General features: G+C 68.0%; 20 protein-coding genes. 12 read left to right on the top strand and 8 right to left on the bottom strand.

All coding sequences use genetic code 11. The features are described from left to right. The 5 genes from AAF604_04155 to AAF604_04135 all read right to left on the bottom strand — a co-directional run bounded on the left by AAF604_04155 (nt 1) and on the right by AAF604_04135 (nt 6278). Nucleotides 1–1431 (bottom strand): undecaprenyl-phosphate glucose phosphotransferase, encoded by a 1431-nt coding sequence (locus tag AAF604_04155; protein MEM7048824.1) that lies wholly within the window; start codon nt 1429–1431, stop codon nt 1–3. Continuing rightward, nucleotides 1428–2630 (bottom strand): glycosyltransferase, encoded by a 1203-nt coding sequence (locus AAF604_04150; protein ID MEM7048823.1) that lies wholly within the window; start codon nt 2628–2630, stop codon nt 1428–1430. The genes AAF604_04155 and AAF604_04150 overlap by 4 nt, the downstream gene beginning before the upstream one ends. Next, the gene (locus AAF604_04145; protein MEM7048822.1) at nt 2627–3778 is read right to left on the bottom strand and encodes a glycosyltransferase family 1 protein; all 1152 of its coding nucleotides are present in this window, start codon (nt 3776–3778) and stop codon (nt 2627–2629) included. The genes AAF604_04150 and AAF604_04145 overlap by 4 nt, the downstream gene beginning before the upstream one ends. Nucleotides 3779–3864: 86 nt before the next feature. Continuing rightward, nucleotides 3865–4980 carry a glycosyltransferase family 1 protein gene (locus tag AAF604_04140; protein ID MEM7048821.1) on the bottom strand — a complete coding sequence of 372 codons (1116 nt, stop codon included), beginning with the start codon at nt 4978–4980 and terminating at the stop codon, nt 3865–3867. Then, on the bottom strand, nt 4977–6278 hold the full coding sequence (locus AAF604_04135; GenBank protein ID MEM7048820.1) for a glycosyltransferase family 1 protein: 1302 nt from the start codon (nt 6276–6278) through the stop codon (nt 4977–4979). The genes AAF604_04140 and AAF604_04135 overlap by 4 nt, the downstream gene beginning before the upstream one ends. A gap of 84 nt (nt 6279–6362) precedes the next feature. Between AAF604_04135 and AAF604_04130 the strand changes: the two genes are divergently transcribed. The 11 genes from AAF604_04130 (at nt 6363) to fabF (ending at nt 16312) form a co-directional block, all read left to right on the top strand. Continuing rightward, on the top strand, nt 6363–8141 hold the full coding sequence (locus AAF604_04130; GenBank protein MEM7048819.1) for a hypothetical protein: 1779 nt from the start codon (nt 6363–6365) through the stop codon (nt 8139–8141). Further along, the gene (locus AAF604_04125) at nt 8138–8545 is read left to right on the top strand and encodes a hypothetical protein (GenBank protein MEM7048818.1); all 408 of its coding nucleotides are present in this window, start codon (nt 8138–8140) and stop codon (nt 8543–8545) included. Before AAF604_04130 ends, AAF604_04125 begins: the two co-directional genes overlap by 4 nt. Then, on the top strand, nt 8542–9573 hold the full coding sequence (locus AAF604_04120; GenBank protein ID MEM7048817.1) for a glycosyltransferase family 4 protein: 1032 nt from the start codon (nt 8542–8544) through the stop codon (nt 9571–9573). The genes AAF604_04125 and AAF604_04120 overlap by 4 nt, the downstream gene beginning before the upstream one ends. A gap of 2 nt (nt 9574–9575) precedes the next feature. Beyond that, entirely contained in the window at nt 9576–10955 is a 1380-nt protein-coding gene (locus AAF604_04115) for a glycosyltransferase family 4 protein (GenBank protein ID MEM7048816.1), read from the top strand. 53 nt (nt 10956–11008) lie between these two features. Further along, on the top strand, nt 11009–11536 hold the full coding sequence (locus tag AAF604_04110) for a DUF177 domain-containing protein (protein ID MEM7048815.1): 528 nt from the start codon (nt 11009–11011) through the stop codon (nt 11534–11536). 57 nt (nt 11537–11593) lie between these two features. Beyond that, nucleotides 11594–11779 carry a 50S ribosomal protein L32 gene (gene rpmF, locus AAF604_04105; protein ID MEM7048814.1) on the top strand — a complete coding sequence of 62 codons (186 nt, stop codon included), beginning with the start codon at nt 11594–11596 and terminating at the stop codon, nt 11777–11779. Nucleotides 11780–11949: 170 nt separating this feature from the next. Further along, the gene (plsX, locus tag AAF604_04100; protein ID MEM7048813.1) at nt 11950–12990 is read left to right on the top strand and encodes a phosphate acyltransferase PlsX; all 1041 of its coding nucleotides are present in this window, start codon (nt 11950–11952) and stop codon (nt 12988–12990) included. Further along, nucleotides 12987–13916, top strand: coding sequence for an ACP S-malonyltransferase (gene fabD / locus AAF604_04095; protein MEM7048812.1), 930 nt, complete (start codon nt 12987–12989; stop codon nt 13914–13916). The genes plsX and fabD overlap by 4 nt, the downstream gene beginning before the upstream one ends. A 17-nt stretch (nt 13917–13933) precedes the next feature. Continuing rightward, nucleotides 13934–14668 carry a 3-oxoacyl-[acyl-carrier-protein] reductase gene (fabG, locus tag AAF604_04090; GenBank protein MEM7048811.1) on the top strand — a complete coding sequence of 245 codons (735 nt, stop codon included), beginning with the start codon at nt 13934–13936 and terminating at the stop codon, nt 14666–14668. A gap of 96 nt (nt 14669–14764) precedes the next feature. Then, complete coding sequence (locus tag AAF604_04085; GenBank protein ID MEM7048810.1) at nt 14765–15007, top strand: acyl carrier protein; 243 nt, start codon at nt 14765–14767, stop codon at nt 15005–15007. A 57-nt stretch (nt 15008–15064) separates the two neighbouring features. Next, nucleotides 15065–16312 (top strand): beta-ketoacyl-ACP synthase II, encoded by a 1248-nt coding sequence (gene fabF / locus AAF604_04080; GenBank protein MEM7048809.1) that lies wholly within the window; start codon nt 15065–15067, stop codon nt 16310–16312. Here fabF and AAF604_04075 read toward each other — a convergent pair. Continuing rightward, nucleotides 16309–19389, bottom strand: coding sequence for an AAA family ATPase (locus AAF604_04075; GenBank protein ID MEM7048808.1), 3081 nt, complete (start codon nt 19387–19389; stop codon nt 16309–16311). The genes fabF and AAF604_04075 overlap by 4 nt on opposite strands. 222 nt (nt 19390–19611) lie before the next feature. Here AAF604_04075 and AAF604_04070 point away from each other — a divergent pair, with 222 nt between their 5' ends. Then, nucleotides 19612–21966: a S8 family serine peptidase gene (locus AAF604_04070; protein MEM7048807.1), complete on the top strand. Its 2355-nt coding sequence runs from the start codon at nt 19612–19614 to the stop codon at nt 21964–21966. Nucleotides 21967–22044: 78 nt separating this feature from the next. Here the strand turns inward: AAF604_04070 and AAF604_04065 are convergent, their stop codons facing one another. Together AAF604_04065 and AAF604_04060 are read right to left on the bottom strand one after the other, a co-directional pair. After that, a complete protein-coding gene (locus AAF604_04065; GenBank protein MEM7048806.1) occupies nt 22045–23001 on the bottom strand; it encodes an NAD(P)-dependent alcohol dehydrogenase in 957 nt (318 codons plus the stop codon). Between the two features lie 197 nt (nt 23002–23198). Beyond that, nucleotides 23199–25373, bottom strand: a complete 2175-nt coding sequence (locus AAF604_04060) for a DPP IV N-terminal domain-containing protein (protein MEM7048805.1) — start codon at nt 25371–25373, stop codon at nt 23199–23201. Nucleotides 25374–25476: the final 103 nt, after the last annotated feature.

Here is a 25476-nt window from a genome sequence, read left to right as displayed (position 1 = left end):
CTAATAGGCGTTGGTCTGGCGAATGCCGTGGCGCAGGGTCATCCAGAGAATCTTGAGGTCCAGCATCAGGGACCAATTCTCGATGTAGTAGAGGTCGTACTGGAGGCGCTTCTTGATCGAGGTATTGCCGCGCCAGCCGTGGACCTGAGCCCAGCCGGTGATGCCCGCCTTGACCCGGTGACGCACCATGTACTGCGGCAGCTTGTGCTTGAACTCGTGCACGAAGGCGGGCCGCTCCGGGCGCGGTCCGATCAGCGACATGTCGCCGGTCAGGACGTTCCAAAGCTGAGGCAGCTCATCGATCGACCAGCGGCGAATGAACTCGCCGATGCGGGTCCGCCGGGGATCGTCGCGCACCGCCCAAACCGGGCCGCTCGAGGCTTCGGCATTCACTCGCATGGAGCGCAGCTTCAAAATCATGAATGACTTGCCGTCGAGGCCCATGCGCTCCTGGCGGTAGAAGATCGGACCGTGATCTTCGATCCAGATGGCGAGGGCGACGAGCGGCAGCAGGGGCAGCAGGAGGGCCATGCCGACGAGGGCGATGGCGATGTCCATGGCGCGCTTGACCAGGCTGCTGAAGCCCTGCAGCGGCACCTGCGACAGATTGATGACCGGGGTGCCGTCGACATCCTCGAGGGTGGCGTTGAGGGTGGCGTACTGCAAAATGTCCGGAACCAACCGCACCTCGACACACTCCCGCCCGATGCGCTGTAGCACCCGCATCATCTTGCGGTGGGCTTCCAGGGGGAGGGCCACGAAGACCTGGTCGACGGCGTTGGCGGCGAGCACCTCGTCGATCTCACGCAGATTGCCGAGCACTGGGATTTCGTCGATCTTGCGTCCGGCCTTGCCAGGGTCGTCGTCGAGGAAGCCGATGACCTCGAAGCCGAGCTCGCGGTGGGCGAGCAGCTTGGTGGTGATCTCGCGACCGAGGGCGCCGGCACCGACCACCAGGATGCGCTGCAGGTTGTGACCGCGCAGGCGCAGGCGCCGCAGCGAAGAGCGCAGCAGCATGCGGGCGCCGGAGACCAGCACCAGGTCGACCAGGGCGAACAGCGCGATGAAGGCGCGGCTGAAGGTGAAGTACTCGACGCTCTCGGGGCCGACCGTCGGTCGGTACCAGGTGATCAACACCGAGAGCAACACCGTGCCGACCAGCACCGCCATGGCGAGGGTCAAGATCTCGTCTACTCGGCTGCGGCCGCGCCGTACCTGGTAGAGGCCGTGGAAATAGAAGGCCACCGGCCAGACCACTGCGATGAACGGCAGCAGCATCAAGTAGGGCCCGAAGGCCGGCGCAGTCTTGGTCAGCGGGACGATCTGGGCTTCGAAGCGCAGCGCCCAGGCGGCGAAGAAGGCCGCCATCGTCGCGACCAGGTCGGTCGCCAGATACAGAGCCGCTGTCGTGCGATGTCGCTTTCGGATCAAGGAGCTTTCTCCCACCGGGCGGAGAGCAGGGCCTCGCATGAGGAGGCGAAACGATCGACAAAAACGACAGTGGAAAAGGCCTCCGCCCGGGCGCGAAGGTTCAATGTATTGAACCTGATCCGACTCGACTTGTCAATCGCCGCGGCGAGGGCCTCGGCATCGTCCGGGGGCTCGTAAAGAACCCCGTGAACACCGTTCTCGACGATGTCGAGAACCCCACCGCGACCGAGCGCGACCACCGGTGTGCCGCAGGCCAGGGCCTCGACCGGAGCGATGCCGAAGTCCTCGATTCCCGGCTGCACCAGGCAGCGGGCGCCCTGTAGCTTGGCGCGCAGGGTCTCCGCCGGTACGCGACCCAGAAAGCGGGTGTTGGACCCGGCGAGGGTGCGCAGGCGATCGAGCTCCGGACCGGTTCCGATGATCTCGAGATCGAGACCGAGGCGCTGGCAGGCGGTGATCGCCAGGTCGACCCGTTTGTAGGGCGCCAGGGCGGTGACCACCAGGGCATAGGGCCGCTCGCCGGGAGCTTCCGGTGGCAGGCGGTAGAAGTCGACGTCGACCGGCGGGTGCAGGATCTCGGCCTCGCGGCCGTAGTAGCGCCGGATGCGCCGGGCGACGAAGGTCGAGTTGGCGAAGTAGGCGTCGACGCGCGGTGCCGAGGCCACGTCCCAGGTCCGCAGGCGGGTCAAGGCCAGGCCCCGCAGCCGGGCGGTCAATCCCCGGCGGCGCGGAAAGTAGGCATGCTCCTGGTCCCAGGCGTAGCGCATCGGGGTGTGGCAGTAGCACAGGTGGAGGGCGTCCGGAGCCGGCACGATGCCCTTGGCGACGCAGTGGCTCGAGCTGATCACCAGATCGTAGGGCGCCAGGTCGAGATCCTCGATGGCGGCCGGAAACAGCGGCAGGAAGCGCCGGTAGTGGCGCCGCAGGCCCGGCGCTCGCTGCAGGAAGCTGGTGTGGATGGGGTGGCTCTCGAGGGCCTCGGAGACGCTTCCCGGGAAGTGGAACAGGGTGTAGATGGGGGCTTCCGGAAAGAGCGCGGCGAGGGCTTCGAGGACCTTTTCGCCGCCGCGCATGCCGGTCAGCCAGTCGTGCACCAGGGCGACCCGCGCGGGCGCTCCCGAGACCGCCGCTGGCGCGCGGTCGGAGCTCGCCGAGGCGGCCGCTGCCGGCGGTGGCGTCGAGGAGGGGGTTCGGCTCATGGGCGGCCGGAGCGCCGGCCGCGGCCGTTCTCGATCGCCTGCCGGTAGAGGTCGAGGGTGAGCTCGGCGGTGCGCTTCCAGTGAAAGTCGTCGGCCCTTCGCTGACCGAGCTTGGCGAGGGCTTCGCGGTGCTCCTGGTCGGACATGCAGCGGGCGATGGCGCGGGCCATGGCTTCGACGTCGAGGGGGTCGACGAGGTGGCCGTAACCTTCGGCGATCTCCTTGAGGGAGGAGGTGTTCGAAGTCACGATGGCGACACCGGAGGCCATCGCCTCGACCACCGGCAGGCCGAAGCCTTCGTAAAGGGTGGGGTAGACGAACAGTGCCGCCCCTTGGTAGATCGCCGGCAAGGCCTCCGCCGCGACGTGGCCGAGGAGATGGACGCTGTCGGCGATTCCGAGGCTCTCGGCCCGCTGGCGGAGCTTGAACTCGGCCCCGGAGCGATCGCCGACGCACACCAGCGGGGCATCGAAATCGTGGATTCGGCGCGCCCGGGCGTAGGCCTGGACGACGTTGTCGAGGTTCTTGTGCTTCTTGGCCGCGTTGCCGACGAAGAGGACGTAGGGTTGCTTGATCTCGAGGGCGCGGAGGGCGACTTCGAGCTCCTCGCTGCCGAGGTGCTGGCGGAAGGTGTCATCGACCCCGTTGTAGATGACGTGGATCTTCTCGCCGCCGACATCGAAATAGCTCATCAGATCGGCGCGGGTATTGCGCGACACGGCGATGATGGCGTCGCCGCGGGAGAGGCTGCGCCGAATCATCCGCTGGGCGTAGAGGAAGGCCAGCCGGCTGGGCAGGAACTCCGGGTAGAGCAAGTGGATGATGTCGTGGATGGTGACTACCACCTTGCAGGGCACCACCGCCGGCAACACGTAGTGGGTGGCGTGGAACAGATCGAGGTCGAGGCGGAAGAGGCGCCAGGAAAGGGCCACCAGCTCGCGCAGCGAGTAGACCGGCGAGCGCTCCTGCACGACCTGGAAGTTCTCCGGCAGGTCGGCGAGGGCGTCGCGCCCCTGGGCGGTGCGGGTGAGCAGCAGGTAGCGGTTCTCGTCGTCGATCTCGGCGAGGCCGAAGATCAGGTTGCGAATGTAGGTGCCGATGCCGAAATCGTGCACCTTTCGCGCGTCGATGGCGATGGTGTAGGGCAAGGCTGATTCAGTCCGCGCCCGCGGTGTCCGAGGGCAGATTGGCGGCGGTGGAGAAGGTCATCACGGAGCAGTTGCCGTCCGAGCCGTCATTCTAGCGCTTCGCGGAAGATCTCCTCCATCGCTTGGGCCGCCTTTTCCCAGGTGAAGCCGCGGGAGCGTTCGAGACCGGCCCGTCCGAGGGCGGTAGCCGCTTCCGGGGCGGCCAATAGCTCGCCGAGGGCGCGGTAGAGGCCGTCGCCGTCGTCGGGATCGAAGCGGCGGCCGGCATCGCCCACCACCTCCGGCAGGCTCGAGCGGTTCGCCACCACCACCGGCACGGCGCAGGCCATGGCCTCGAGGGGCGGCAGGCCGAAGCCTTCGTAGAGGGAGGGGTAGACGAACACGGTGGCCGCCTGGAAGAGCTCGATGAGGCGCTGGCGGGACACCCGGCCGAGCAGAAAGACGCCTTCATCGCGCAGCCTTTCGAGGCGGGCGACGAGGTCGCGGCTGCCCCAACCGTAGCCACCGGCGATCACCAGGGGAGGACAGTCGGGGTTCTCGTGCCGCAGCCGCTGCCAGGCGTCGAGCAGGGCGCCGAGGTTCTTGCGCGGCTCGAGGGTGCCGGCGGCGAAGAGATAGCCCTCGGGGGCGCCGAGCTCCCGGCGGATGGCGGCGACCTGCGCCGGCGAGGCCGGGCGAAACGCCGCGTCGACGCCTTCCGGCACCACCCGCAGACGCTCGCTGCTCGCCGGGTCGAAGGCGGCGAGGTCGTCCGCCGCCGACCGCGAGGGCGTCACGATGCGGCGGGCACGGCGCAGCGAAGGGCGCAGGAAGGGCTTGAGGCTCCAGCGCACCTTCCAGTGATGGGCTTCGGGAAACAGGAAGGCGGTCATGTCGTGGACCGTGACCACCGCCGGTACCGGGGTGCGCAGCGGCAGGGTGAAGAGCGGTGACCAGAAAAGGTCGATGTCGCCCCGGGCCAGCCGCCGCGGTAGCCGAAGCTGCTGCCAGAGGACGCCCAGAGGAGCCGGTTGGTGCTCGACCCGCACGCCGTAGTCCGCCAGCTCGGCGAGATTGCTCGGCGGCCGGTGAGCGAGGCCGAGGAGCGCGAAGTTGTCGCGGCCGCCGAGGGCCCGCAGGAGCTCGGTGGTGTAGATCCCGATGCCGGTCGGTTCTCGCACCACGGCCCGCAGGTCGACGGCGACGGTTGGGCGAGATCTCATGGCGCGGCGTCCTTCGGGCGCTGCGCCTCGGCAGTCACGGCGAAGACCCGGGCGTGCTCTTCCGCCGAGCGCTGCCAGGTGAACTCTCGGCTGCGTCGCAGGGCGCGCTCGGCGAGGTCGCGGCGGAGCGCCTCGTTCTGCACCAGCTCTTGAATCGCCTGGCGCCAGGCTGCGACGTCTTCCGTTCCGAGGTAGCGGGCGGCGTCGGCGGCGACCTCGCGAAAGACCGGAATGTCCGACAAGAGAAGTGCCTTGCCGGCGGCCATCGCCTCCACCGCTGGCAGGCCGAAGCCCTCGTAGAGGGAGGGCAGGGCGACGGCCGTCGCGCCCTCGTAAAGGGCCGCCAGCTCGCCTTCCTCGACGTACCCGAAGTGGTGTAGCCAGCCCTCCTCGACGCCGGCTTCCACCTGCGGCCGAAGCTCCTCCGTGCCCCAGCCGAAGCGGCCGGCGAGGACCAGCGGCAGGGTGCCCTGACGGCAGGCGGCGAGCAGCGTCGAGAGGTTCTTGCGCGGCTCGAGGGTGCCGACCGACAGCAGGTAGCGGGGCGGCGTGCCCGCCGGGCGCCGGGTGGCGCTGGCGCGGTGGCCGAGGCCGTGGTGGATCGCTTCGACCCGCAGCGGGTCGAACCAGCCGGCGTCGGCGATGTCCTGGCGCACCGCATGGCTGGGCGTGATGACGCGCTGCGCCTGGCGCAGGGTGAGGGCGAGGGAGGCGGCGAGGGCGTTGCGGGTGTCCGGCCGAACCGCCCAGGGCAGGCGATGCAGGCTGAGGTCGTGGACGGTGACCACGCGGGCGCCGGGCGCCCGCTCGAACTTCGGGGCGAGCAGGAAGTTGGGACCGAAGAGCACCCGGTTGCGGTCCGCCGCCAGCAAACGGGCCTCGCGGCGGCGCAGCCAGCGGAAGAGCAGCGAGCGCGGCAGCAGGAGGTCGTCCGGCACCTCGTAGGTCACCCACTCGAGGGCCGGTCCTGTCGGGATCTCGACCTCTGGGGGCGGCACTTCCGGCCCGCGGGGTAGCGCCGCGCCGTAGAGGCGCAACCGCAGATCGTCGCGCGACGCCAGGGCCTGGAGAACTTCGTAGAGGTACCAGCCGATGCCGGTGAGGGGCTCCCAGAAGGCGGCGATGTCGACCCCGACGGTGAGCCGGGTCTCGCGGCGCCGGCGCTGGCTGGCGGCGCGGATCGACCTCCGCCACTGCCAGGTGCGGCGCCAGCGCGCCGGCCCCAACCGATGGGCCAGCCGCCGACCGAGTCGGACGGCCCACACCAGGGGCGGAATCTTCTTGAGCAGGGAGCGCATGGTCGGGGGGCTGGAGATCGGTATGATACCCGCGCCTTCAGCGCCTTTCGACCGCCGCGCGGTCGCCCCGGGCCACGCCACGCCATGAGATCCCTACGACCGCTCCACGCCGCCTGCCTGGCCGTTCTCCTGTTGGGACTGTCGGCAACCCTCTACAAGATCCACTTTCCGCCCGGGCCGGTGGCCGACGAAGCCGCCTACCTGATGATCACCCAGAGCCTGTGGCACGACCACGATCTGACCTACGATCATCGCGATCTGCGGCGCTCCTACCGGATCTGGGATCAAGGCCCCTACGGCCTGATCCTGTTCACCGACGACGGCGGCGAAACGATGTACTTCGGCAAGCCTTTGGCCTACTCGGCGGCGGCGGTGCCGTTCTATGCGGTCTTCGGTCCCCAGGGCTTGGTGATCCTCAACATGGCGCTGTATCTGGCGATGCTCGCCATCGCCCTGGCCCTGGTGCGCCGGGAGGCGCCGGAGGGAGCCGCCGTCGGCCTGTGGGTCGGTGGTTTCTTCTTTGCGTCGGCCGGTCTGGTCTATGTCTTTTGGATGCAGCCGGAAGTGTTCAACATGGCCTGCGTCTTTCTGCCCCTGGCCCTCGGCTGGAGCCTGCGGCAGCTCCCCAGCCTCGGGCGTCGGCACCTGCTCGCCCTGGTCGCCGCCGGAGCTTTGCTGGCGGCGGCTTTCGTCTCCAAGGAGCCCCTGATTCTGCTCGGGGCGCCGCTCGGCATCGATTTGCTCTGGCGGCGGCGTTTTCGCGGCCTGGCGGCCCTTGCCCTCGGCGCGGCCCTCGGCGCCGGCCTGTTGATCGGTCTGCAGTGGAAGCTCAGCGATCACTGGAGTCCCTACCGCGACGTGCAGCGGCGCTCCTTCGAGGCGACCTTCCCTTTGGAGGTCGAAGAAGACCTGTGGAGCCTCTACAAGGGCACCAGCTTCGGCTCCTGGTCCGGCGTTCGGCCGAGCTCCACCCTGCCGGTGCTGGCGCGCAACGCGGTCTACTTCCTGATCGGTCGCCACACCGGCCTGCTGCCTTACTTCCCCTTCGGCCTGGCCTGCCTGGTGATGTTCTGCTTCGCCCCCCGCAATCGCTACCGTTGGCTGGTGCTGCTCTCGGTGGTCGCCTACTGCGGCCTCTTGTTCCTGCTGCGGCCGGGCAACTACCACGGCGGGGCAGGCTTCATCGGCAATCGCTACTTCGCCTCCATCTATCCGGTCTTGCTGCTCGTCGCCGGGCCGCTGCGCGCCCGCCGGGCGCTGTGGCTGCCGTTCGCCGCCGCCGGTCTGTGGACGGCGTCCGTGGTCGCCGTTCCGGTGATGCAGATCGCTCCCGAGTTCACCCTCCAGACCCACGTCCGCTCGCGGCCCTTTCAGGCCCTGCCCCTCGAGCTGACGCTGCTGCCGAGTGGTCGTATCCCGGGCTACTGGCAGCGCAACTGGGGACAGGGAACCTGGGTTCTGCGGCGCGACAACTTCTTCGCTCAGGAGAAGCACCCGGAGGGCATCTGGGTGCGAGGCGATTCCAAAACGGAGGTGGTAGTGGTGTCCCAGGAACCGCTCGAGGCGCTGCGCTTCAAGGTCATCTCGCCATTGCCGGAGAACGTTCTCACTCTCGATTCGGGCAGCCATCGTCAGGTGATTCGCTTCGACAGCGAGGCCAAGCGCCAAGGCGTGCCGGTGGAGTTGCCGGTCAAGCCGGTGGCGCGCAACCTCGGCTTCTATCCGGCCGGTCCACCAGACTACTACTACCGCTTCACCCTCGAGACCACCGACGGCTGGGTGCCGGCGCGGATGGCGCCGGGCAAGAGCCGGGACATGCGGTACCTGAGCGTCTTCCTGAGCTTTTCCGGAGACGCTCCATGAGCGACCGGGAGCGCCAGGAGGTCGCCGAGGTCTTCGAGCGCGTCAAGGCCGGCATCCGAATGCGCCAGGGCGAGCTCGCCAGCCTCGGCGAAGGCCGCGAGGAGGCCCGCCTGCAGCTCGCCGAGCTGCGCCGGCGGGAGTTCGTCGACGAACCCATGCCGATCTCGCCCCGGCCCTTCCTCGGTCGGCCCCTGATCTTCCTGCGCAAGGCCTTTTTTCACCTCTTCGGCAAGTGGTTCGCGCGCCCGGTCCTCGAGCAGCAGAACGGCTTCAATCGCGTTGCCGGGCAGCTACTCGACGAGCTGACCAGCTCGCAGGAGCGGCTGGCGGAGTCCCTCGACAGCCTCGACAAGCGCTTGCGAGCCCTCGAAGAGCGCCTCGCCGAGGACGAGCCGGAGCGATGAGCCAGCGCATTCTGGTGTGCAACAGCCAGATGCCCTTCCTCCACGGTGGGGCCGAAATTCTCGCCGACAGCCTGAGCGACGAGCTGCGTGTGCGCGGCTTCGAGGTCGACCAGGTGCGCTTGCCTTTCAGCATGGCGAGTCGGCGGGCGTTGCTCGAGAGCGCCCTCGCCTGGCGCCTGCTGGACGTCACCAAGGTCGAGGGTCGGCCCGTCGACCGGGTCATCTGCACCCGCTTTCCGTCCTACCTGGTGCGCCACCCGCGCAAGGTGGTCTGGCTGGTGCACCAGCTACGCCAGGTCTACGATTTGCGGGGCACCAGCTACAGCGACATCGACAGCGATCCCCGGGATCCACGGTTGGTGGAGATGGTGCAGACGATGGACCGGCGCAGCCTCGCCGAAGCTCGGCGGTTCACCATTTCGCGCAATGTCGCCGGCCGCCTGGAGAGCTTCCTCGGTCTGTCCGCCGACTGCCTCTACCCGCCCTCGAAGCTGGCGCCGGAGCTCGCCGGCGGCGACCACGAGCTCGGTGACTACGTGCTCAGCGCCGGCCGGCTGGTCGAGCCGAAGCGCTTCGATCTGCTGATCCGCGCCCTGCCCCAGGCTCCTGGTGTGCGCGCCGTGATCGCCGGTCGCGGCCCCGAGCGGGAATCCTTGCTGGCCCTGGCCGATCGCCTCGGCGTCGCCGACCGGGTGGAGCTGCCGGGGTGGGTTTCGGACGATGATCTGGTGCGCCTCTACCGCGGCGCTATGGCGGTGTTCTATGCCCCCTACGATGAAGACTACGGCTACGTCACGGTGGAAGCCTTCAAGGCCGGCAAGGCGATGCTCACCACTCCCGATGCCGGCGGCGTGCTCGAGTTCGTGGTCGACGGCGAAAACGGCTACGTCTGTGCCCCCGAGGTCCTCGGTGCGCGCCTGCGGTCCCTGGACCAAGATCGTGCCCTCGCCCGGCGCCTCGGGGCCAACGGCCGGAGCACCGTCGCCGAGATCGATTGGGATCACGTTATCGCCCGCTTGACCGAGTAGCGATGCGCGTCGCCTATCTCAGCCCGCTGCCACCGCGTCCCTCCGGGATCGCCGACTACAGCGCCGAGCTCCTACCGGAGCTCGCCCGGCGCTGGGCCGTCGACGTCTACACCGAGGCCGATTACCGACCGGCGGCGCCCTGGGAGGAGGCTCCCTCGGTGGCGGAATTTCGGCGGCGGGCGGGCGACTACGATGCAGTCGTCTATCAGATCGGCAACCACCCGCATTTCCACGGCGCGCTCTACGACTGCGCCCTCGAGATACCCGGGACGGTGGTGCTGCACGAGGTGGTGTTGCACCACATGGTGCGGGAACGCACCGTCGTGGCCGGAAACATCGCGGCCTATCTCGAAACCCTGCGCTACTGCTGCGGCCCGACGGGCTACCGCCTCGGCCGGCGGATGGTGACCAGCGGGCTGCCGGTGGATCCCTTTCGCTACCCCCTCTTCGAGCGTCTGGTCGATCGCTCCCGGGGGGTGATCGTGCACAGCGAGGCGGCGCGCCGACGAATCCTCGCCAGCCGTCCGGCGGCGGCGGTGGAGGTGGTGCGGCAGCACTTCCACCTGCGCCCTGAGGAGACCGCAGGGGAAGCCGGTGGGAAGGCCGGCGCACGCCAGCAGCTAGACCTCGATCCCGACACACTGGTGGTGGCGACCTTTGGCTTCCTGTCTCGACCGAAGCGCATCGAGATCTGTCTGCGGGCGTTTCAACGGCTCCGTCGAGCCCACCCCGAGGCGCTTTTCGTGCTCGCCGGCGATGCCGATCCCCAGCTCGATCTCGACCGCCTGCTGGCCGGCGAGCTCGGCTGTGGCGTGCGCTGGCTCGGACGAACGCCGATGGCCGACTTCCAGCGCTGGATGCGGGCCGCCGACATCGCCCTCAACCTACGCCACCCCACCGCCGGCGAAACCTCGGCGGCCCTGATGCGACTGCTGGCCCTCGGCAAAGCGGTGGTGGTGAGCGATGGTGGCTCCTTCGCCGAGATCCCCGAAGGATGCTGCTTCAAGGTCGAACCGGGCGCCGGCGAGGTAGAGCTGATCGCCCGCGCCCTGGTCTTGCTGGCCGCGGACCGCGACCTGCGCCGGCGGCTGGGGCGCAACGCCCGGCGCTACATGGCGGAAGCTCACACGGTGGGTCATGCCGCCGACGCCTACGGCACCGCCCTCGAGCGCTTTGGGTCGCGGCCGGCGGCACCCTTCCGGCCGCGTCCCCCGTTGCTCTCCTATCCGGTCGCGGATCTCGACAGCGAGTGGTTCGAGCGCATCGGTCGACACCTCGCCGACCTCGGGATCGAGGAGGGGCAGGAGGATCTGATCGCCGGCGTCTGCGAGCATCTGGTGGAGCTCGGGGCGCGGGCCGAGCCGGAAGTCGGGGAAGATTGACAGGCCTCCGACCGATGGCGTAGGCTCCGCCTTCCGCCTCGGGGGATCTCGAAGTGAAGATACGCCTCGAAGAAGCCAGCAACGAGCCTGTCACGTGGGAAACCGCTGTCGATATTCCGGCAGCTTCTCTCGGACGCTCCGAGCTCTTGTCCCTCGAGCCGGTGATCTGGCGGGGGCGGGTGTTTGCGGTCGAGGGAGGATTCTTGCTGCGAGCTCGCCTCGAAACCTCCCAAGGCCTGCAATGTGATCGCTGTCTCACGACCTTCGATCACGAGCTGATCAGCGACATCGAGCTGATGGTGGTGGCGCAGGACGAAGAGCCGGATCTCGAAGTAGAGCTCAGGGCCGATGATCTCGGGCTGCTGTATGTCGAAGGTGAGTTCTTGGACACCCAGCCGCTGATGCTCGAGCACCTTCAGCTCGGGGTGCCGATGAAACCGATTTGCCGTTCCGAATGCCAGGGCCTTTGTGCCGGCTGCGGGGCGGATTTGAACGACGGGAGCTGTTCCTGCGAGGGGTCTTCGCCCGACCCTCGTTGGGCGGCCCTCGGGGAGCTCAAGGGACGCCTTCCGGAAGGCTGACCTGCTGGCTCCAGTCACAAGCGAGGCGGTGGTACCGCCGCCGACGAGGTTGAAGAAATGGCCAATCCGAAGCGACGTACGTCCAAGGCCCGCCGGAATCGCCGCCGGGCTCACGATGCGCTGGTCCGACCGGGCTCGTCCCTCTGCCCCGATTGCGGCGAGGTGAAGCGTCCGCACCGCGTCTGCCTGTCCTGCGGAACCTACCGCGGCCGCGACATCATCGAGCCCAAGGACGCCCTCTGATTCTGGGCGAGGGTGGAGCCGGCTCGCCGCCATGGGGTGGCGGCGGCTCCTGCTCTTGACGAGTTGACCGTACCGGCGGTGATGGCGCGGTCGCCGCCGCCCTGCAGGAACCTCTAATATTCGGCCCAACCAATGCGGCTCCCCGTCGGGGATCACCGCGGTTCAGTGCCATGTGGATCGCCGTCGATGCCATGGGAGGAGATCACGCACCGCGGGCAGTAGTGCGCGGTGCGTTCCGGGCGGCGCGCGAAGATCGCACTTCCATCTACCTGGTGGGTGAGGAATCGGTGCTGCGGCAAGAGCTCTCGAGCCTCGGCCCCGGCGCCGGCAATCGCCTCGAGATCGTCCATGCAGACCAGGTCGTCGGCATGGACGAACCGGCGATCTCGCCGATCCGCAAGAAACGCCGTTCCTCGATTCGCCGCTGTGGCGAGCTGGTGCGGGAAGGCCGAGCCCAGGGCATGGTCTCCGCCGGCAACACCGGCGCCGCGATGATCGTCGCCAAAATGGTCATCGGCACGGTCCGCGGCGTCGATCGTCCGGCGTTGGCGGCGATTCTTCCCAACGGCACCGGGCGAACGGTGCTCCTCGACGTCGGAGCCAACGTCGACACCCGGCCCGGTCACCTGCGTCAGTTCGCCGTGATGGGCCACTTCTATGCCCAAGAGTTGATCGGCACGCGGGCTCCCAAGGTCGGGCTGCTGTCGATCGGTGAGGAAGAGGGCAAGGGCACCGACCTCACCCGCGAGGTCTTCAAGGTCTTGCAGACCACTGGCCTCAACTTCGTCGGCAATGTCGAGGGCAGCGACGTGTTCAATGGTGCCGTCGACGTCATCGTTTGCGATGGCTTCGTCGGCAACGCGGTGCTCAAGAGCGCCGAATCGCTGGCCCAGCTCCTCGGGCGCATGATGCGCGAAGAGCTGGTGAAAGGAGTGCGGACCCGGCTCGGTTATCTGATGGCCAAACCGGCCTTCGACAACCTGCGCCGGCGAACCGATTATCGCGAGTACGGCGCGGCGCCGCTGCTCGGGGTCGAAGGCGGATGCTTCATCGCCCACGGCCGATCCAACGAGCGCGCGGTGTTGAGCGCCATCCGGCGGGCCGTCGAGTTTTGCGGCGCGAACCTGCACCACAAGATCCGCGACAAGATCGCGGAGCTGCACAGCCAGGAGGCTCGTCTCCTGGGCGATCGGGAGGAAGCGGGAGCATGAGTCAAACGGCGTTCGTCTTTCCTGGGCAGGGGTCCCAGAAGGTCGGCATGGGGCAGGACTGGGCGGAGGGCTGGAGTGTCGCCCGCGAGGTCTTCGCCGAAGCCGACGAGGTGCTCGGTTACAGCCTGTCGCAGCTTTGCTGGCAGGGCCCGGAAGAAGATCTGCGGCGCACCGCCAACACGCAGCCGGCACTGCTTACCGTGTCTACCGCCATCCACCGGGTAGTGGCGCAGGAAGGTCGCCTGTCGGCGGTGGCGATGGCCGGTCACAGCCTGGGCGAGTACTCGGCCCTGGTCGCTGCGGACGTGCTTTCCTTTGGCGATGCGGTGCGCCTGGTTCGCCGCCGCGGTGAGCTGATGCAGGATGCGGTGCCCGAAGGGGAGGGAGCGATGGCGGCTGTCCTCGGCCTCGATGCTGCCGACGTCGAGGCGGTGGCGGCGGAAGCGGCCGGCGACCAGGTCTGCGCCGTGGCCAACTACAACGCCCCCGGTCAGACGGTACTGGCCGGCGCCAGCGCGGCGGTCGAGCGGGCGGTCGAGCTGGCGCGTGAGCGCGGCGCCCGCAAGGCGGTGGCGCTGCCGGTCTCGGCGCCCTTCCACTGCTCGTTGATGGCGCCGGCGCGGGAGGCGATGGCGGAGCTCCTCGACAACACCGAATTTCGCGATCCGCGGGTGCCGGTGGTGGTCAATGTCGATGCTGTGCCGGTGACCCGGGGGGACGCCGCGCGCGATGCGCTCATCCGCCAGATCGACAATCCGGTGCGCTGGGTCGAGTCGGTGTCTTGGATGGCGACCGAGGGCGGCGTCGAGGGCTTCGTCGAGATCGGGGCCGGCAAGGTTCTCGCCGGTCTCATCCGGCGCATCGCCCGCGGTACCCGCCAGATCAGCTTGAACACTGCGGACAGCTACCGGGGCCTCGAAGGCTGACCGGGCGGAGAATCATCATGAAGCGATTCGAAGGCAAGACGGCCCTGGTCACCGGGGCTTCGCAGGGCATCGGCGCGGCGATCGCCCGGCGTCTGTCAGCGGAGGGCGCGTCGGTGGTGCTGGCGGCGCGCAATCAGGAGAAGCTCGAGGCCCTGGCGGCGGAAATCGCCGCGGCCGGTGGCAGTGCCGAGGTCTTTCCCATCGACCTGGCCGACACCGGAGCCCTCGAGGGACGCATCGCCGAGCTCGGCGCGGCGGTCGACATCCTGGTCAACAACGCCGGCATCACCGCCGACAACCTGCTCGCCCGGATGAGCCTGGAAGATTGGGAATCCGTCCTGAGAACCAACCTCACCGGCACCTTTGTATTGACCAAGGCCCTCGTGCGCGGCATGATGCGCAAACGGTGGGGGCGGATCCTGTCCATCTCCTCCGTGGTGGGGTTGATGGGCAACCCGGGCCAGGCCAACTACGCGGCCTCGAAAGCCGCCCTGGTGGGCTTTACCAAGTCCCTGGCCAAGGAGCTGGGAAGTCGCAATATCACCGTCAACGTGGTCGCGCCCGGCTACATCACGACGGCGATGACGGACCGGCTTCCGGAGGCCACGCGCCAGGAGTTGACCGGAGCCATTCCCCTCAAACGTATCGGAACCGTGGAAGATATCGCCGCCGCCACGGCGTTCTTGGCCAGTGACGAGGCCGGCTACATCACCGGTCACGTGCTGAATGTGTCCGGCGGACTCTATATCTGAGGACCCATCCCGCTCGCCGCCCTGCGTAGACCTTGGGGCGGCCTTTGTGCTAGAACCGCGGGGTTCGTAGACGAAGACCTGAAGGAGGATTGAACCATGTCTACTTCTGACAAAGTCAAGGCGATCATCGTCGAGCAGCTCGGAGTCGGCGGTGACGAAGTCACCGACAAGGCCAGCTTCACGGACGATCTGGGCGCCGATTCGCTCGATATCGTGGAGCTCGTGATGGCCTTCGAGGAAGAGTTCGGAATCGAGATCCCGGACGACGACGCCGAGAAGATCGCCACTGTCCAGGACGCCGTCAGCTACATCGACAGCAACGCCGAAAAAGAGAACTAGACCCCCCTCCCGGGCTTATCGGCCCACCCGAGCACCAAACTTCCCCGAGGACCAGCCATGAGTCGCCGAGTGGTCATCACCGGAGTGGGTCTCCTTTCACCGCTGGGCGTCGGCACGGCGGTGAACTGGGACGGCCTGCTGGCCGGGCGCAGCGGTATCGGACCGATCACCCGCTTCGAGGTGACGGACGACTACCCGTCGCGCATCGCCGGCGAGGTCGAAGGTTTCGATCCGACGGACTTTCTCGACAAAAAGGAAGTCAAGAAGAGTGACACCTTCATCCACTACGCCTTGGCGGCGGCGGATTTCGCCATGGAGGACTCGGGGCTGGTGGTCGACGACGGCAATCGCGACCGCATCGGTGCTCTGGTGGGATCCGGAATCGGCGGCTTGCCGCTGATCGAGAAGATGCACGAGACCCTGCTCAACCGCGGGCCGAAGCGCATCTCTCCGTTCTTCATCCCGGGCCTGATCGTCAACATGGCGGCAGGCCAGGTTTCGATCCGTTATGGCCTGCGGGGGCCGAACTCGGCCCCTTGCACCGCCTGTACGACGGGCCTTCATGCGGTGGGAGATGCCTTCCGGTTGATCCAGCGGGGCGACGCCGACGCCATGTGCGCCGGCGGCACGGAGGCGGTGATCACGCCCCTCACCCTCGGTGGCTTCGCCGCCATGAAGGCCCTGTCCACCCGCAATGACGAGCCTGAGAAGGCATCGCGGCCGTGGGACAAAGATCGCGATGGCTTCGTCATCGGCGAAGGCTCCGGCCTGTTGATTCTCGAAGAGCTCGAGTCGGCTCGCCGTCGTGGTGCCGAGATCTACTGCGAGATTCTGGGTTATGGCATGAGCGGTGACGCTTACCACATCTCGGCACCGCTGCCCGATGGCGACGGTGCGGCCCGGGCGATGCAGGCGGCGCTCGACGATGCGGCGATCGAGCCCACCCGGGTGGGTTACATCAATGCCCATGGCACCTCGACGTCGCTCGGCGACCTCGGCGAGGTGCGGGCCATCCATCGCGTCTTCGGGGACCATGCCAATGCCTTGGCGGTCTCTTCGACCAAGAGCTCCACGGGACATCTCCTGGGAGCTGCCGGTGGTCTCGAGGCGGGCATCCTCGCCCTCGCGCTGCGCCACCGCACCCTTCCCCCGACCCTCAACCTCGACGAGCCGGGCGAGGGCTGTGACCTCGACTTCGTGCCCCATTCGGCGCGAGAGGTCACCAACCTTGAAGTGGCGGTCACCAATTCCTTCGGTTTCGGTGGCACCAACGGCTCGTTGGTGATGTCGACGTACGGTCTTTAGCGCCCCTGAGAGCTGGTGACGCCGTTGGCGAGGAGCTCGGCGACCTCGCGGTCGGCGCGAAAGGTCGCCCGCAGCTCGAGGTCGTCGCTCAGCCGCTGATCGAGCACCGCTACCGCATGGGCAGCCTGCCGTTGGGCGGCGGCGGCCTCCTCGGGCCGTCCCTGCAGGCGCCGCAACCGTTCGAGGGTGCGTCCGCCGGCCCAGGCCACCGGGGGTGCGAGGTCGCCAGCGAGCTCGCGCGCCCATTCTTCGAGTCCTTCGTGCCTTCCCTGAGCCAAGGCGGCTTCGATCACCAGGGTGGCGGCGTGGGCGCGATAGGAGCTTTCTCCGGGGCCGACGGCGAGGCTGTGGAGCTCCTCGGCGGCGCGCTGGGCCACCTCCGGTGACCCTTGGGCGAGCTCGGCGCGAGCCTTCCCGAGGGAGAGCGGTAGGAGCAGAATCCAGTCCATCAACCCGGCATCGCCGCTGCGTCGGCGCTGGACTTCGGCGAGCTTGGCGAGGGCTGCCGACGGATCGCCCCCCGCGAGGTCGACCCAGGCGGCGACGATCAGACTCTTGAACAGCAGCTGACCGGTGTCGCCATAGGCTTCCCGGGCGCGGCTCAGGGCGGGCTCGCAGAGGCGGCGGGCGGTCTCGAGGTCGCGCGCCTGTTGGTGGCGCCAACCGAGGGCGATGCGCAGCAACAGAGCCCAGGTCTCGTGTCCATTCTTCTCGGCCATCGTGATGCCGTCGCGGATCATCGGGCCAAGGCCGTCCCAGCGGCCGTTGTGGAGCCGAGCCCAGACGCGGAAGAAAAGGCACACGAAGTAGTCGAAGGCATCGGCCTCGTCGAGGGCCAGGCTCATGCCCGCGGCGCCCTGATGGTCGGCGGCGGAGTAGTCGCCTTTCAGGCAGCTCAGGTAGACGTGGCGGACCGTGTGTTGGCGCACCAGGCCGCGATCACCGCTGCTCTCGGCGGCCTCGACGGCGGCCAGGAAGGCCGCTTCGTCCTGCGCCCGCCAGCCGCGCAGGTTGAGGTTCCAGTGACCGCAGTAACCGCGCACATGGGTCTGCAGCAGAGGATCGTCGAGGACCGCGGCCCGCTGCTCGATGTCGTCGATCAGGGTCAAGCAGCGCTCACGCCGAAACCAGTAGAGGGCGCTCACCAGGTAGAGCAGGCCCTCGATCTCCTGCTCGTGGGCGCCGCTGCGCGCCGCCAGTGCCGCCAGGCTCTCGAAGTCGGCAACGGCCGAGGGCATGTCGCCGCGGGCGCGGTGGATCAGGCCCCGCTCCTTGAGCAGCTCGAGGCGGAGGGCCGACTCGTCCTCGCCGAGCAGGGCCAGGGCCTGCCCGAGGTGGTCGACGGCCTCACGATTGGCGGTGCGGCGGGCCGCCGTGGCCGCCGCCCGGCGCAGGTAGCGAATCGCTCGAGGGCGGTCGAGGGCACGCTCGAAGTGATTGGCCAGCTCGCTCGCCACGGCATCGGCGCGCTCGCCGTGGGTTTGCTCGAGGAAGCGGCCGAGATGGTGGTGGAGGCGGGAGCGTCGCGCCGACGGTAGGGCTTCGTAGAGCACCTGCTGGTAGAGAGCGTGGGCGAAGCCGTAACGGGCCGTGAGGGCGCCCTGACCGCTCTCTTCGATGCCGGCCGGAACCAGCACGCCGCGCTGTACCCAGCGCTCACAAGTCTCTTCGACGCCGAGGGCGGTGTGGTCGAGGCCGGCGGCGACGGCGGCGGCACTGAACTCGGCCCCGGCGACGGCGGCGGTCTCGAGGATGGTGCGGTCGCCGGAGCCTTCGAAACGCCGCATGATGAGCTGGCGAATCTCATCCGGCACAGCGATGCCGCGGGCCTCCTGATCGAGCACCCAGGACTCGCCGTCGCGGTGAATGCGGCCCTCGGCGACCAGATCATCCAGCAGCAGGGTGAGAAACAGCGGATTGCCGCCCGTATGGCGCAGCAGGCGGCGGGGAGTGTCGCGGGGAAACCGGTGCGGCGAGAAGCGCTTGTCGAGCAGCGCCGCCACCTGGCCGCTGTCGAGCTCCTGGAGCTCGAGGAGCTGACCTTGGCGTCGCGCCTCGAGGTCGCTGCTCAACTGCTCGAGGGGCGGGTCGTCGTCGCCGGGATCGCTCGGTCGAAAGGTGGCGACGGTGAGCAGGCGGGCGCGGTCCGGTCGGCGCGCCAGCAGCGAGACCAGGTCGAGGGTGGAGCGGTCGCTCCAGTGGAGGTCCTCGAGCACCAGCACTACCGGCGATTCTTGGCTCAGGGCCTCGAGGGCTTCTGCCATTTCCCGCAGCATGCGCTCCGGAGTGGCGCCGACCGTTTCGCGGTGGAGGGCTTGCCACTCCGACTCCTGGACCAGCGAAGACATCTGCAGCAGCCAGGTGGGAGCGAAGCGGCGCAGCAAGGGGACCAGGGAAGTGCCGCGGGGAGAGCGACAGAGGCGTCCGAGAGCCTCGAGCAGGGGCAGGTAGGGCTCGCCGGCGCCATAGTGCTCGAGGCAATGGCCCCGAATCACCCAGGGGTCGCCGAGGCCTTCGAGAAACGACTCCACCAAGCGGGTCTTGCCGATCCCGGCGCCGCCGGAGAGAAAACAGGTGCGGCGCTGGGCCGTCAGGCATTCCTGGAACGCCTGGTCGAGCACCGCCAGCTCGTGCTCTCGTCCGATCAGCTCGCGGCGCCCTGGAACCTCCGCCGACAGCCGCAGCGGCGAGGGCCCGCGCTCGACCGGCGCGATGAAGCGATACCCCTTGCGGTGAGCGGTTTCGATGTAGGTGGGATGACGAGCGTCGTCGCCCAGCACCTTGCGCAGCTCGCGAATGGTGACCTTGAGGACCCCTTCGGTGACACTCCGTCCTTCCCAGACGGTGTCGAGCAGATGGTTCTTGGTGAGGAGCTCGCCGGGATGGCGCAGAAAGAGGGCGAGAAGATCGTAGGCCTTCGGCGTCAGGGCGACGGGACGTTCTTCCGTCGCCAGCTCGAAGAGGCGCCCGGCGGTCGAGTCCAGGCGAAAGCTTGCGAAGCGAACAGAGGAGATATTCGACCTCTCAGACCAACCCCAAATTAGGCGACCAACAGTCCAACAAACAGCCGACGGCAAGACTTCTAACCGTATTCTAACGGTTTGGCGGCGAGAACATGGAGTCGTAACCGTACTCTCAGGCTTTGCGTGGCGAATTTCCCTAGAGTCAGGTCATCAACCCGGAGGAGGGACTGGTCGCGACCGGTAACCCGGCCGGCCCCATGGACCGATCGACTCGACGAAGGAGTGTGGGATATGCGCTCGAACCATTCAAGCTCCCGCGACCGGCTCCGCAAGCCGATGCGCTGGTTGAACCTGCTCATGATTCTGCTCCTCGCCGCGCCGGCTCTGCCGCTGATGGCGCAAGAGCTCAAGGTCGAGGCGCTGCGCCAGATCGACCAGATATTGACCCTCAAGCGCAGTCGTACGGCGGCGCAGCACAAAATCGATTCGCGACTGCTGATGGAGCTGCGGCAGCGCCGCGGGGAGGGCCTGCGCGGCCGCTTGCCGCAGCTCCGCATGGGCGCCCGGGTGCAGGCCGACGGCACGGTCCGGGTCGACCTGGCGGCGCAGGTCTCGCCGCAGCTTCTGTCGCGCATCGCCGAGCTCGGCGGCCGCGTGCTGAGCTCGCATCCGCGCTTCGAGGCGGTGCGGGCCGATCTCCCGCTGGAAGCTTTGGAGGCCCTCGCCGGGATGCCCGCGGTGCGCTCGGTCCGGCCAGCGGACGTGATGATCACCCAGATGATCAACACCACCGAGGGCGATGTCGCCCACGGCACCGACACGGCCCGCCTCGACTTCGGGGTCGACGGCAGTGGCGTGCGGGTGGGCGCCATGTCCGACAGCGTCGATGCGCTGGTATCGCTGCAGGGTTCCGGAGATCTTCCGGCGGGTGTCACGGTGCTGCCGGGCCAGAGCGGCAATCCCGGCACCAGCGAAGGCACGGCCTTGCTCGAGATCGTCCACGACATGGCGCCGGGGGCGGATCTCTTCTTCGCCACCGGCGCCGGCGGACAGGCCCAGATGGCGCAGAACATTCTCGACCTCGCCGCCGCCGGCTGCAACGTCATCGTCGACGATGTGCTCTACCTCACGGAGCCGGTGTTCCAGGACGGCATCATCGCCCAGGCGGTGAACGAGGTGGCGGCGGCGGGTGTCTTCTACTACTCGTCGGCCGGCAACTCCGGCAATCTCGACTCCGGCACGGCCGGCGTCTGGGAAGGCGACTACTCGGGCATCGCACTGCCCGGTCCGCTCGCTGGCAATGGCCAGTCGGCCCACGATTTCGGCGGCGGCACCAACAACAACGAGATCACCTTCGATTCGCCGAGCCTGGTGACCCTGCAGTGGGCCGACCCCTTCGGCGCCGCCAGCAACGACTACGACCTGTTCATTCTCGATGCTGCCCTGGCCAACGTGCTCGATGCTTCGACCAACACTCAGAACGGCACTCAGAATCCGGTCGAGGCAGTCGACAGCATCGCCGATGACGACACCGGCAACCGGGTGGTGGTGGTGCTGTTCGACGGCGTCAGCCGCTTCATCCACGTCAACACCCATCGCGGCCGCCTGGCCAGCGGTACCGATGGTCAGGTCTTCGGCCACCCGGCGGCCGAAGGGGCGATGGCAGTGGGAGCCGTCAACGTCGCCACCGCTGGTGGTGGTGTCTTCACCGGCGGCCCTGCCAATCCGGTTCAGACCTTCAGCTCCGATGGCCCGCGCCGGATTTTCTTCGAAGCCGATGGCACGCCGGTGGCTCCCGCCGTCGCGACCGCCGTCGATCCGGGCGATGAGCCGCTCGGAGCTCCGATGCCGGAGGTGCGCCAGAAGCCGGACGTCTCTGCTGCCGACGGAGTATCCACCGCAACCCCGGGATTCAACCCGTTCTTCGGCTCGTCGGCCTCGGCGCCCCATGTCGCCGGCTTGGCGGCTCTGCTCAAGGAGCTCATGCCGTCTCTCAACAGCGAGGGGGCCGAGAACCGGGTGAAGGAAGGTTCGGCGGATATCGAGAGCCCGGGCATGGACAACCTCACTGGAGTCGGTTTGCCGATCGGTACCGACGTGCTCGATGGCGCTCAAGGCTTCGATGAGGACATTTTCGACTTTTTGCTGAAGCTGGGGGAGAACGGAAACTGCTCGTCGCCTCATACTTCCGGAACCGGGGACAACGAAGTCTTGTTCGACGGTCTCGACGAGCTGCTCGATCCTTACACCAACGGTACTCAGCCCTTCGTCTTCGAGTTCGAGACCGACGCCAACGACTCGGACGGCTTTACGGGCGAAATCACCGCCAAGTCGGACAACGGCGAGGACCTCTTCCCGGACGGCTTCGAGGATCCCGACAGCGGAACGCCTCTCGATGCCGCATGCATCGAGATCGGGATCGACGACACCCTGGACAGCGACGAAGAGGTGCTGGTGAGCTCGGCGATGGTCGAGTTCTTCAACGACGGCACCGGGCTCTTTGGAGGACCTATCGACATCACGTCGTCCTTCTCGAATCCCTTCGACGGCCGATTGAGCATCATCTTTCCGGGTCTCGCCGGGCAGGACATCGACGAGGTCCGGCTGACCATGGATGTCCAGTCGAAGGACATCTTCGCCGATGGCTTCGAGTCCGGTGACGCGTCTTCCTGGACGGACCAGGTGCCCTGAGTCTGGGAAAGGCGGCTTCCCCTCAAGGCCGATCGGGTTGGAGCTCTTTTCGAGCTTCGGCCCGATCGGTCGTTGGGTTCAGGCCTGGTGGTCGAACAGCGGATCCGGAACCAGCACCACCTTGCCGCGGGCGCGCTTGGTTTCGAGGTAACGGTGGGCTTCGGCGGCCTGAGAAAACGGCAGCACGCGGTCGACGACGATGTCGAGCCCACGGGCGGCGTACCACTGGTCGAGCTGGCGCAGGTCGGCGCCGTTGCCGCGCACGATCACCATGCGCCGGGGGCGCCCGAGGAGCCGCCCCTGGAGCTCGCGCAGGATGGCTCCGGGCGAGGGAACGGTCGTGCAGTGGCGGCCGGAAGGCAAGGCTCGCGAAACCCGGGCCGGTGGGCAATTGCCGAAGACGTCGAAAAAGGCATCGTAGGGGCCGGAGCGGGTGACATCGGTGTGCGTGTAGTCGACGACTTCGTCGGCCCCGAGTCCCGCCACCAGCGCGGCGTTGCGACCGCTACAGACGGCAACGACCTGGGCACCCAGGAGTTTGGCGATCTGCACCGCGAGGGTTCCGACTCCTCCCGAAGCGCCGTTGATACAGACCCTCTCGCCTTCCTTCACCCTCAAAAGGTCGCGCAGGGCCTGCAGTGCGGTCATACCCGCCAAGGGCAGGGCCGCGGCCTGAACAACGCTCATTTCGGTCGGTATGGGAGCGAGCTCCGACTCGCCGGCCACGGCTTGCTCGGCACAGCCCCCGCCGCGCCAGCCGTTGAGCATGCCGTGAACCCGCTGGCCGATGTCGTAGGTGGCTACCGCCGAGCCCTTGGCGATGACCTCACCGGCGATGTCGAGGCCCGGAACCATCGGGAATCGACGTCCGGTGAAGAGCTTGAACTTGCCCTTGCGGGTCAGGATGTCCTTGGGGTTGAGGGCGGCGGCCGCCACCCGCACGAGAACTTCGGTCCGTCGCGGTAACGGCGCCTCGACGGTGCCGATCTCGAGAACCTTCGCCTCGCCGTAGCTGCGGTAGAGGACGGCCTTCACGATCGGATCGTAGCAGTCCAGGGGCTCGCCGGATCTGCGGTGCAACGAATCGCTGCCGGCTGCCCCTAAGCAAGGCAAGGTCTTCTTCGGAAGGCTCCGCGCCCTGGGAGATCGGGCCTTCGGCGCGTCAGCCGACGAGGGCGATGCCTGAAGACCGCGGGCGGTCCGGGTGTGCCGGGCCGCCCTTTCTCGTGGGCCTACTCCGCCAGCTCGCGCTCGAAGAATTGCGTCATGCGGGCGTAGAAATGGCGCGCCGCTTGGCCCCGGAAGCCGTGCTTCTGCTCCGGGTAGATGCCTTGTTCGAAGGCCTTGTCGGCGGCGATCAGGGCCTGGCTCAAGATCAGCGTGTTCTGCGGGTGGACGTTGTCGTCGGCGACGCCGTGGATCACCAACAGGGTGTCCTCCAGGTTGCCGGCATGGGTCACCGGTGAGGACTGCTCGTAGCCGTCGCCGTTGTCCTGCGGGTGATCCATGTAGCGCTCGGTCCAGATGGTGTCGTAGAGGTCCCAGCGCGTCACCGGAGCCCCGGCCACACCGGCCTTCCAGGTTCCAGGGCTGTTGAACAGGCAGTAGAGGGTGTTGCTGCCGCCACCGGACCAGCCCCACAGGCCGATGCGATCGCCATCCACCCAGGGTTGCTCTCGCAGGTAGTCGACGGCGGCGAGCTGGGCCGCCAGGTTGGTCGGCCCGAAATTGCGATGCACTCGATCCTCACCGGCCTTGCCGAAGAAGACCGACGCCTGGTTGTCGACGCTGAAGACGACGAAGCCGCGGCTCGCCATCATCTTGTGCCACAGGTCGCGCCGCCCCCAGCCGTTGCGCACCACCTGCGACGCCGGGCCACCATAGTGGTACATGATCACCGGCCTCGGGGTGGTGTCGTCGGTGCCCGGCGGACGGATCATGCGGGCCGGCAGGCGCGAGCCCTCGGGACCCGGGATGGTGAGGAACTCCCAGCTTGGCAGGGTCGAGGCGTCGAGCGGGATCTCGGCGGCCGAAAGGTCGGCCACCACCTGGCCGTCGGGACTCAAGACGCGTCGCTGCTGCGGCCGGTTGGCGGTGCTGTGGGAGTGCACCCAATGGCCCCCGGAGGGCGCCACCTGGGCGCTGTGCCAACCGCCGCCGCTGGTCAGCTCGGTGATGCCGCTGCCATCGAGGGCGACGGCCAGAACCCGCCGCTCCTGCGCGCCGACGGGGCCCTCACCGTAGGCCGAGACGACGGCGATGCCGCGCTCTTCGTCGACCGTTTCGACGCCGGCCACGGCCCATTCGCCGGAGGTCAGTGTCGCCACCTGACGGCCGGAGGCGTCGTGGCGATAGAGGTGGCGTCGGCCGCTTGCCTCGGAGCCGCGCAGGAAGCCGCCGTCGGCGAGAAAGAAGAAGTCGTTCTCGATGTTGATCCAGGTCGGCCAGCGCTCGCTGTGGAGCTCTGAGCAGGTGCCTTCGCCGGGAGCGCAGGCGAGGGTCTGAAAATGGTTCTGCTCGCGGTTCATCTTGCGGATGGTGAGGCTCTTGCCGTCGGGCCGCCAGTAGATCCGCGCCAGGTATTCGCGATCGTCCTCGCCGGTTTGCATCCAGCTGGTCTCACCGCTGTCGACGTCGACCACGCCGACCCGCACCCGGGGATTGGTCTCGCCGGCCTTGGGATACTTCTGCAGCGTGACCTCGGGATAGTGCGGTTGAGAGTCGAGCAGGGTGTAGGTCGGCACATCGGTCTCATCGAAGCGGTAGAAGGCGACGCGACGACTCTCCGGCCCCCACCAGAATCCAGTCCCTGCGCGCCCCCAGATCTCTTCCCAGTAGACCCAATCGGTGGTGCCGTTGAGAATGACGTTTTCGCGTCCGTCGAAGGTCAGGCGCTTGGCCTCGGCGCCGGCCGCGACCGGCAAGACGTAGAGGTCGAAGTCGTGCACGAAACCGACGTGCTGGCCGTTCGGTGAGATCTTGGGATCTTCGACTGCACCGTCCGGCGTCGTCAGGCGCCGCGGCGAAGCGCTGCCGACCTGCCACCAGAAGAGGTCTTCCTCGGTCGCGAAGAGCAGGCTCTGGCTGTCCGGGGACCAGTGGAAGGCCTCGAGATCGAGCTCCTTCGCCCCCTCCTCTTCGCCCAGGGAGCCGGGCCGTAGCGCCGCCTGCCGCTGGCCATCGGCCATGGCGAGCAGCCAGAGGGCTTCGCCGCTCTCGTCGGACTCGACGAAGGCCAGCGTCTGACCGTCCGGAGACCAGGTAATGCTGGTCGCGCCGCGGGAAGGACGCTCCGCCGGGAAGACATCGTCGAGCTCGAGTCGACGACTGTCTTGCGCGCCGAGGGGAAGGGTGATCGACAGCGCCAGGCAGGTGATGGCGGCAGTAGCAGCGATTCTCGGAACCATCGGGAGATCTCCTCGTGTGGGTGCGGGTCTACGGGAGCCGGCATTCTATCGGCTGCCGGCCGGCTCGCCCCGGGGCGCGACTCGGAAGGCTGGCGGCGCGATC

This window comes from Acidobacteriota bacterium (genome assembly GCA_039028635.1).
In the GTDB taxonomy this organism is placed as follows: Bacteria; Acidobacteriota; Thermoanaerobaculia; order Multivoradales; family JBCCEF01; genus JBCCEF01.
Note: the sequence above shows the minus strand (reverse complement) of the source record. Positions and strands in the feature narration are given on the sequence as shown.

Bases quoted from the DNA above. Each gene is read 5' to 3' on its own strand.
- fabF (MEM7048809.1), top strand. From the start codon at position 15,065: ATGAGTCGCCGAGTGGTCATCACCGGAGTGGGTCTCCTTTCACCGCTG.
- AAF604_04070 (MEM7048807.1), top strand. From the start codon at position 19,612: ATGCGCTGGTTGAACCTGCTCATGATTCTGCTCCTCGCCGCGCCGGCT.
- AAF604_04125 (MEM7048818.1), top strand. From the start codon at position 8,138: ATGAGCGACCGGGAGCGCCAGGAGGTCGCCGAGGTCTTCGAGCGCGTC.
- AAF604_04135 (MEM7048820.1), bottom strand. From the start codon at position 6,278: ATGCGCTCCCTGCTCAAGAAGATTCCGCCCCTGGTGTGGGCCGTCCGA.
- AAF604_04115 (MEM7048816.1), top strand. From the start codon at position 9,576: ATGCGCGTCGCCTATCTCAGCCCGCTGCCACCGCGTCCCTCCGGGATC.
- fabG (MEM7048811.1), top strand. From the start codon at position 13,934: ATGAAGCGATTCGAAGGCAAGACGGCCCTGGTCACCGGGGCTTCGCAG.
- rpmF (MEM7048814.1), top strand. From the start codon at position 11,594: ATGGCCAATCCGAAGCGACGTACGTCCAAGGCCCGCCGGAATCGCCGC.
- AAF604_04130 (MEM7048819.1), top strand. From the start codon at position 6,363: ATGAGATCCCTACGACCGCTCCACGCCGCCTGCCTGGCCGTTCTCCTG.
- plsX (MEM7048813.1), top strand. From the start codon at position 11,950: ATGTGGATCGCCGTCGATGCCATGGGAGGAGATCACGCACCGCGGGCA.
- fabD (MEM7048812.1), top strand. From the start codon at position 12,987: ATGAGTCAAACGGCGTTCGTCTTTCCTGGGCAGGGGTCCCAGAAGGTC.
- AAF604_04085 (MEM7048810.1), top strand. From the start codon at position 14,765: ATGTCTACTTCTGACAAAGTCAAGGCGATCATCGTCGAGCAGCTCGGA.
- AAF604_04150 (MEM7048823.1), bottom strand. From the start codon at position 2,630: ATGAGCCGAACCCCCTCCTCGACGCCACCGCCGGCAGCGGCCGCCTCG.
- AAF604_04140 (MEM7048821.1), bottom strand. From the start codon at position 4,980: ATGAGATCTCGCCCAACCGTCGCCGTCGACCTGCGGGCCGTGGTGCGA.
- AAF604_04060 (MEM7048805.1), bottom strand. From the start codon at position 25,373: ATGGTTCCGAGAATCGCTGCTACTGCCGCCATCACCTGCCTGGCGCTG.
- AAF604_04120 (MEM7048817.1), top strand. From the start codon at position 8,542: ATGAGCCAGCGCATTCTGGTGTGCAACAGCCAGATGCCCTTCCTCCAC.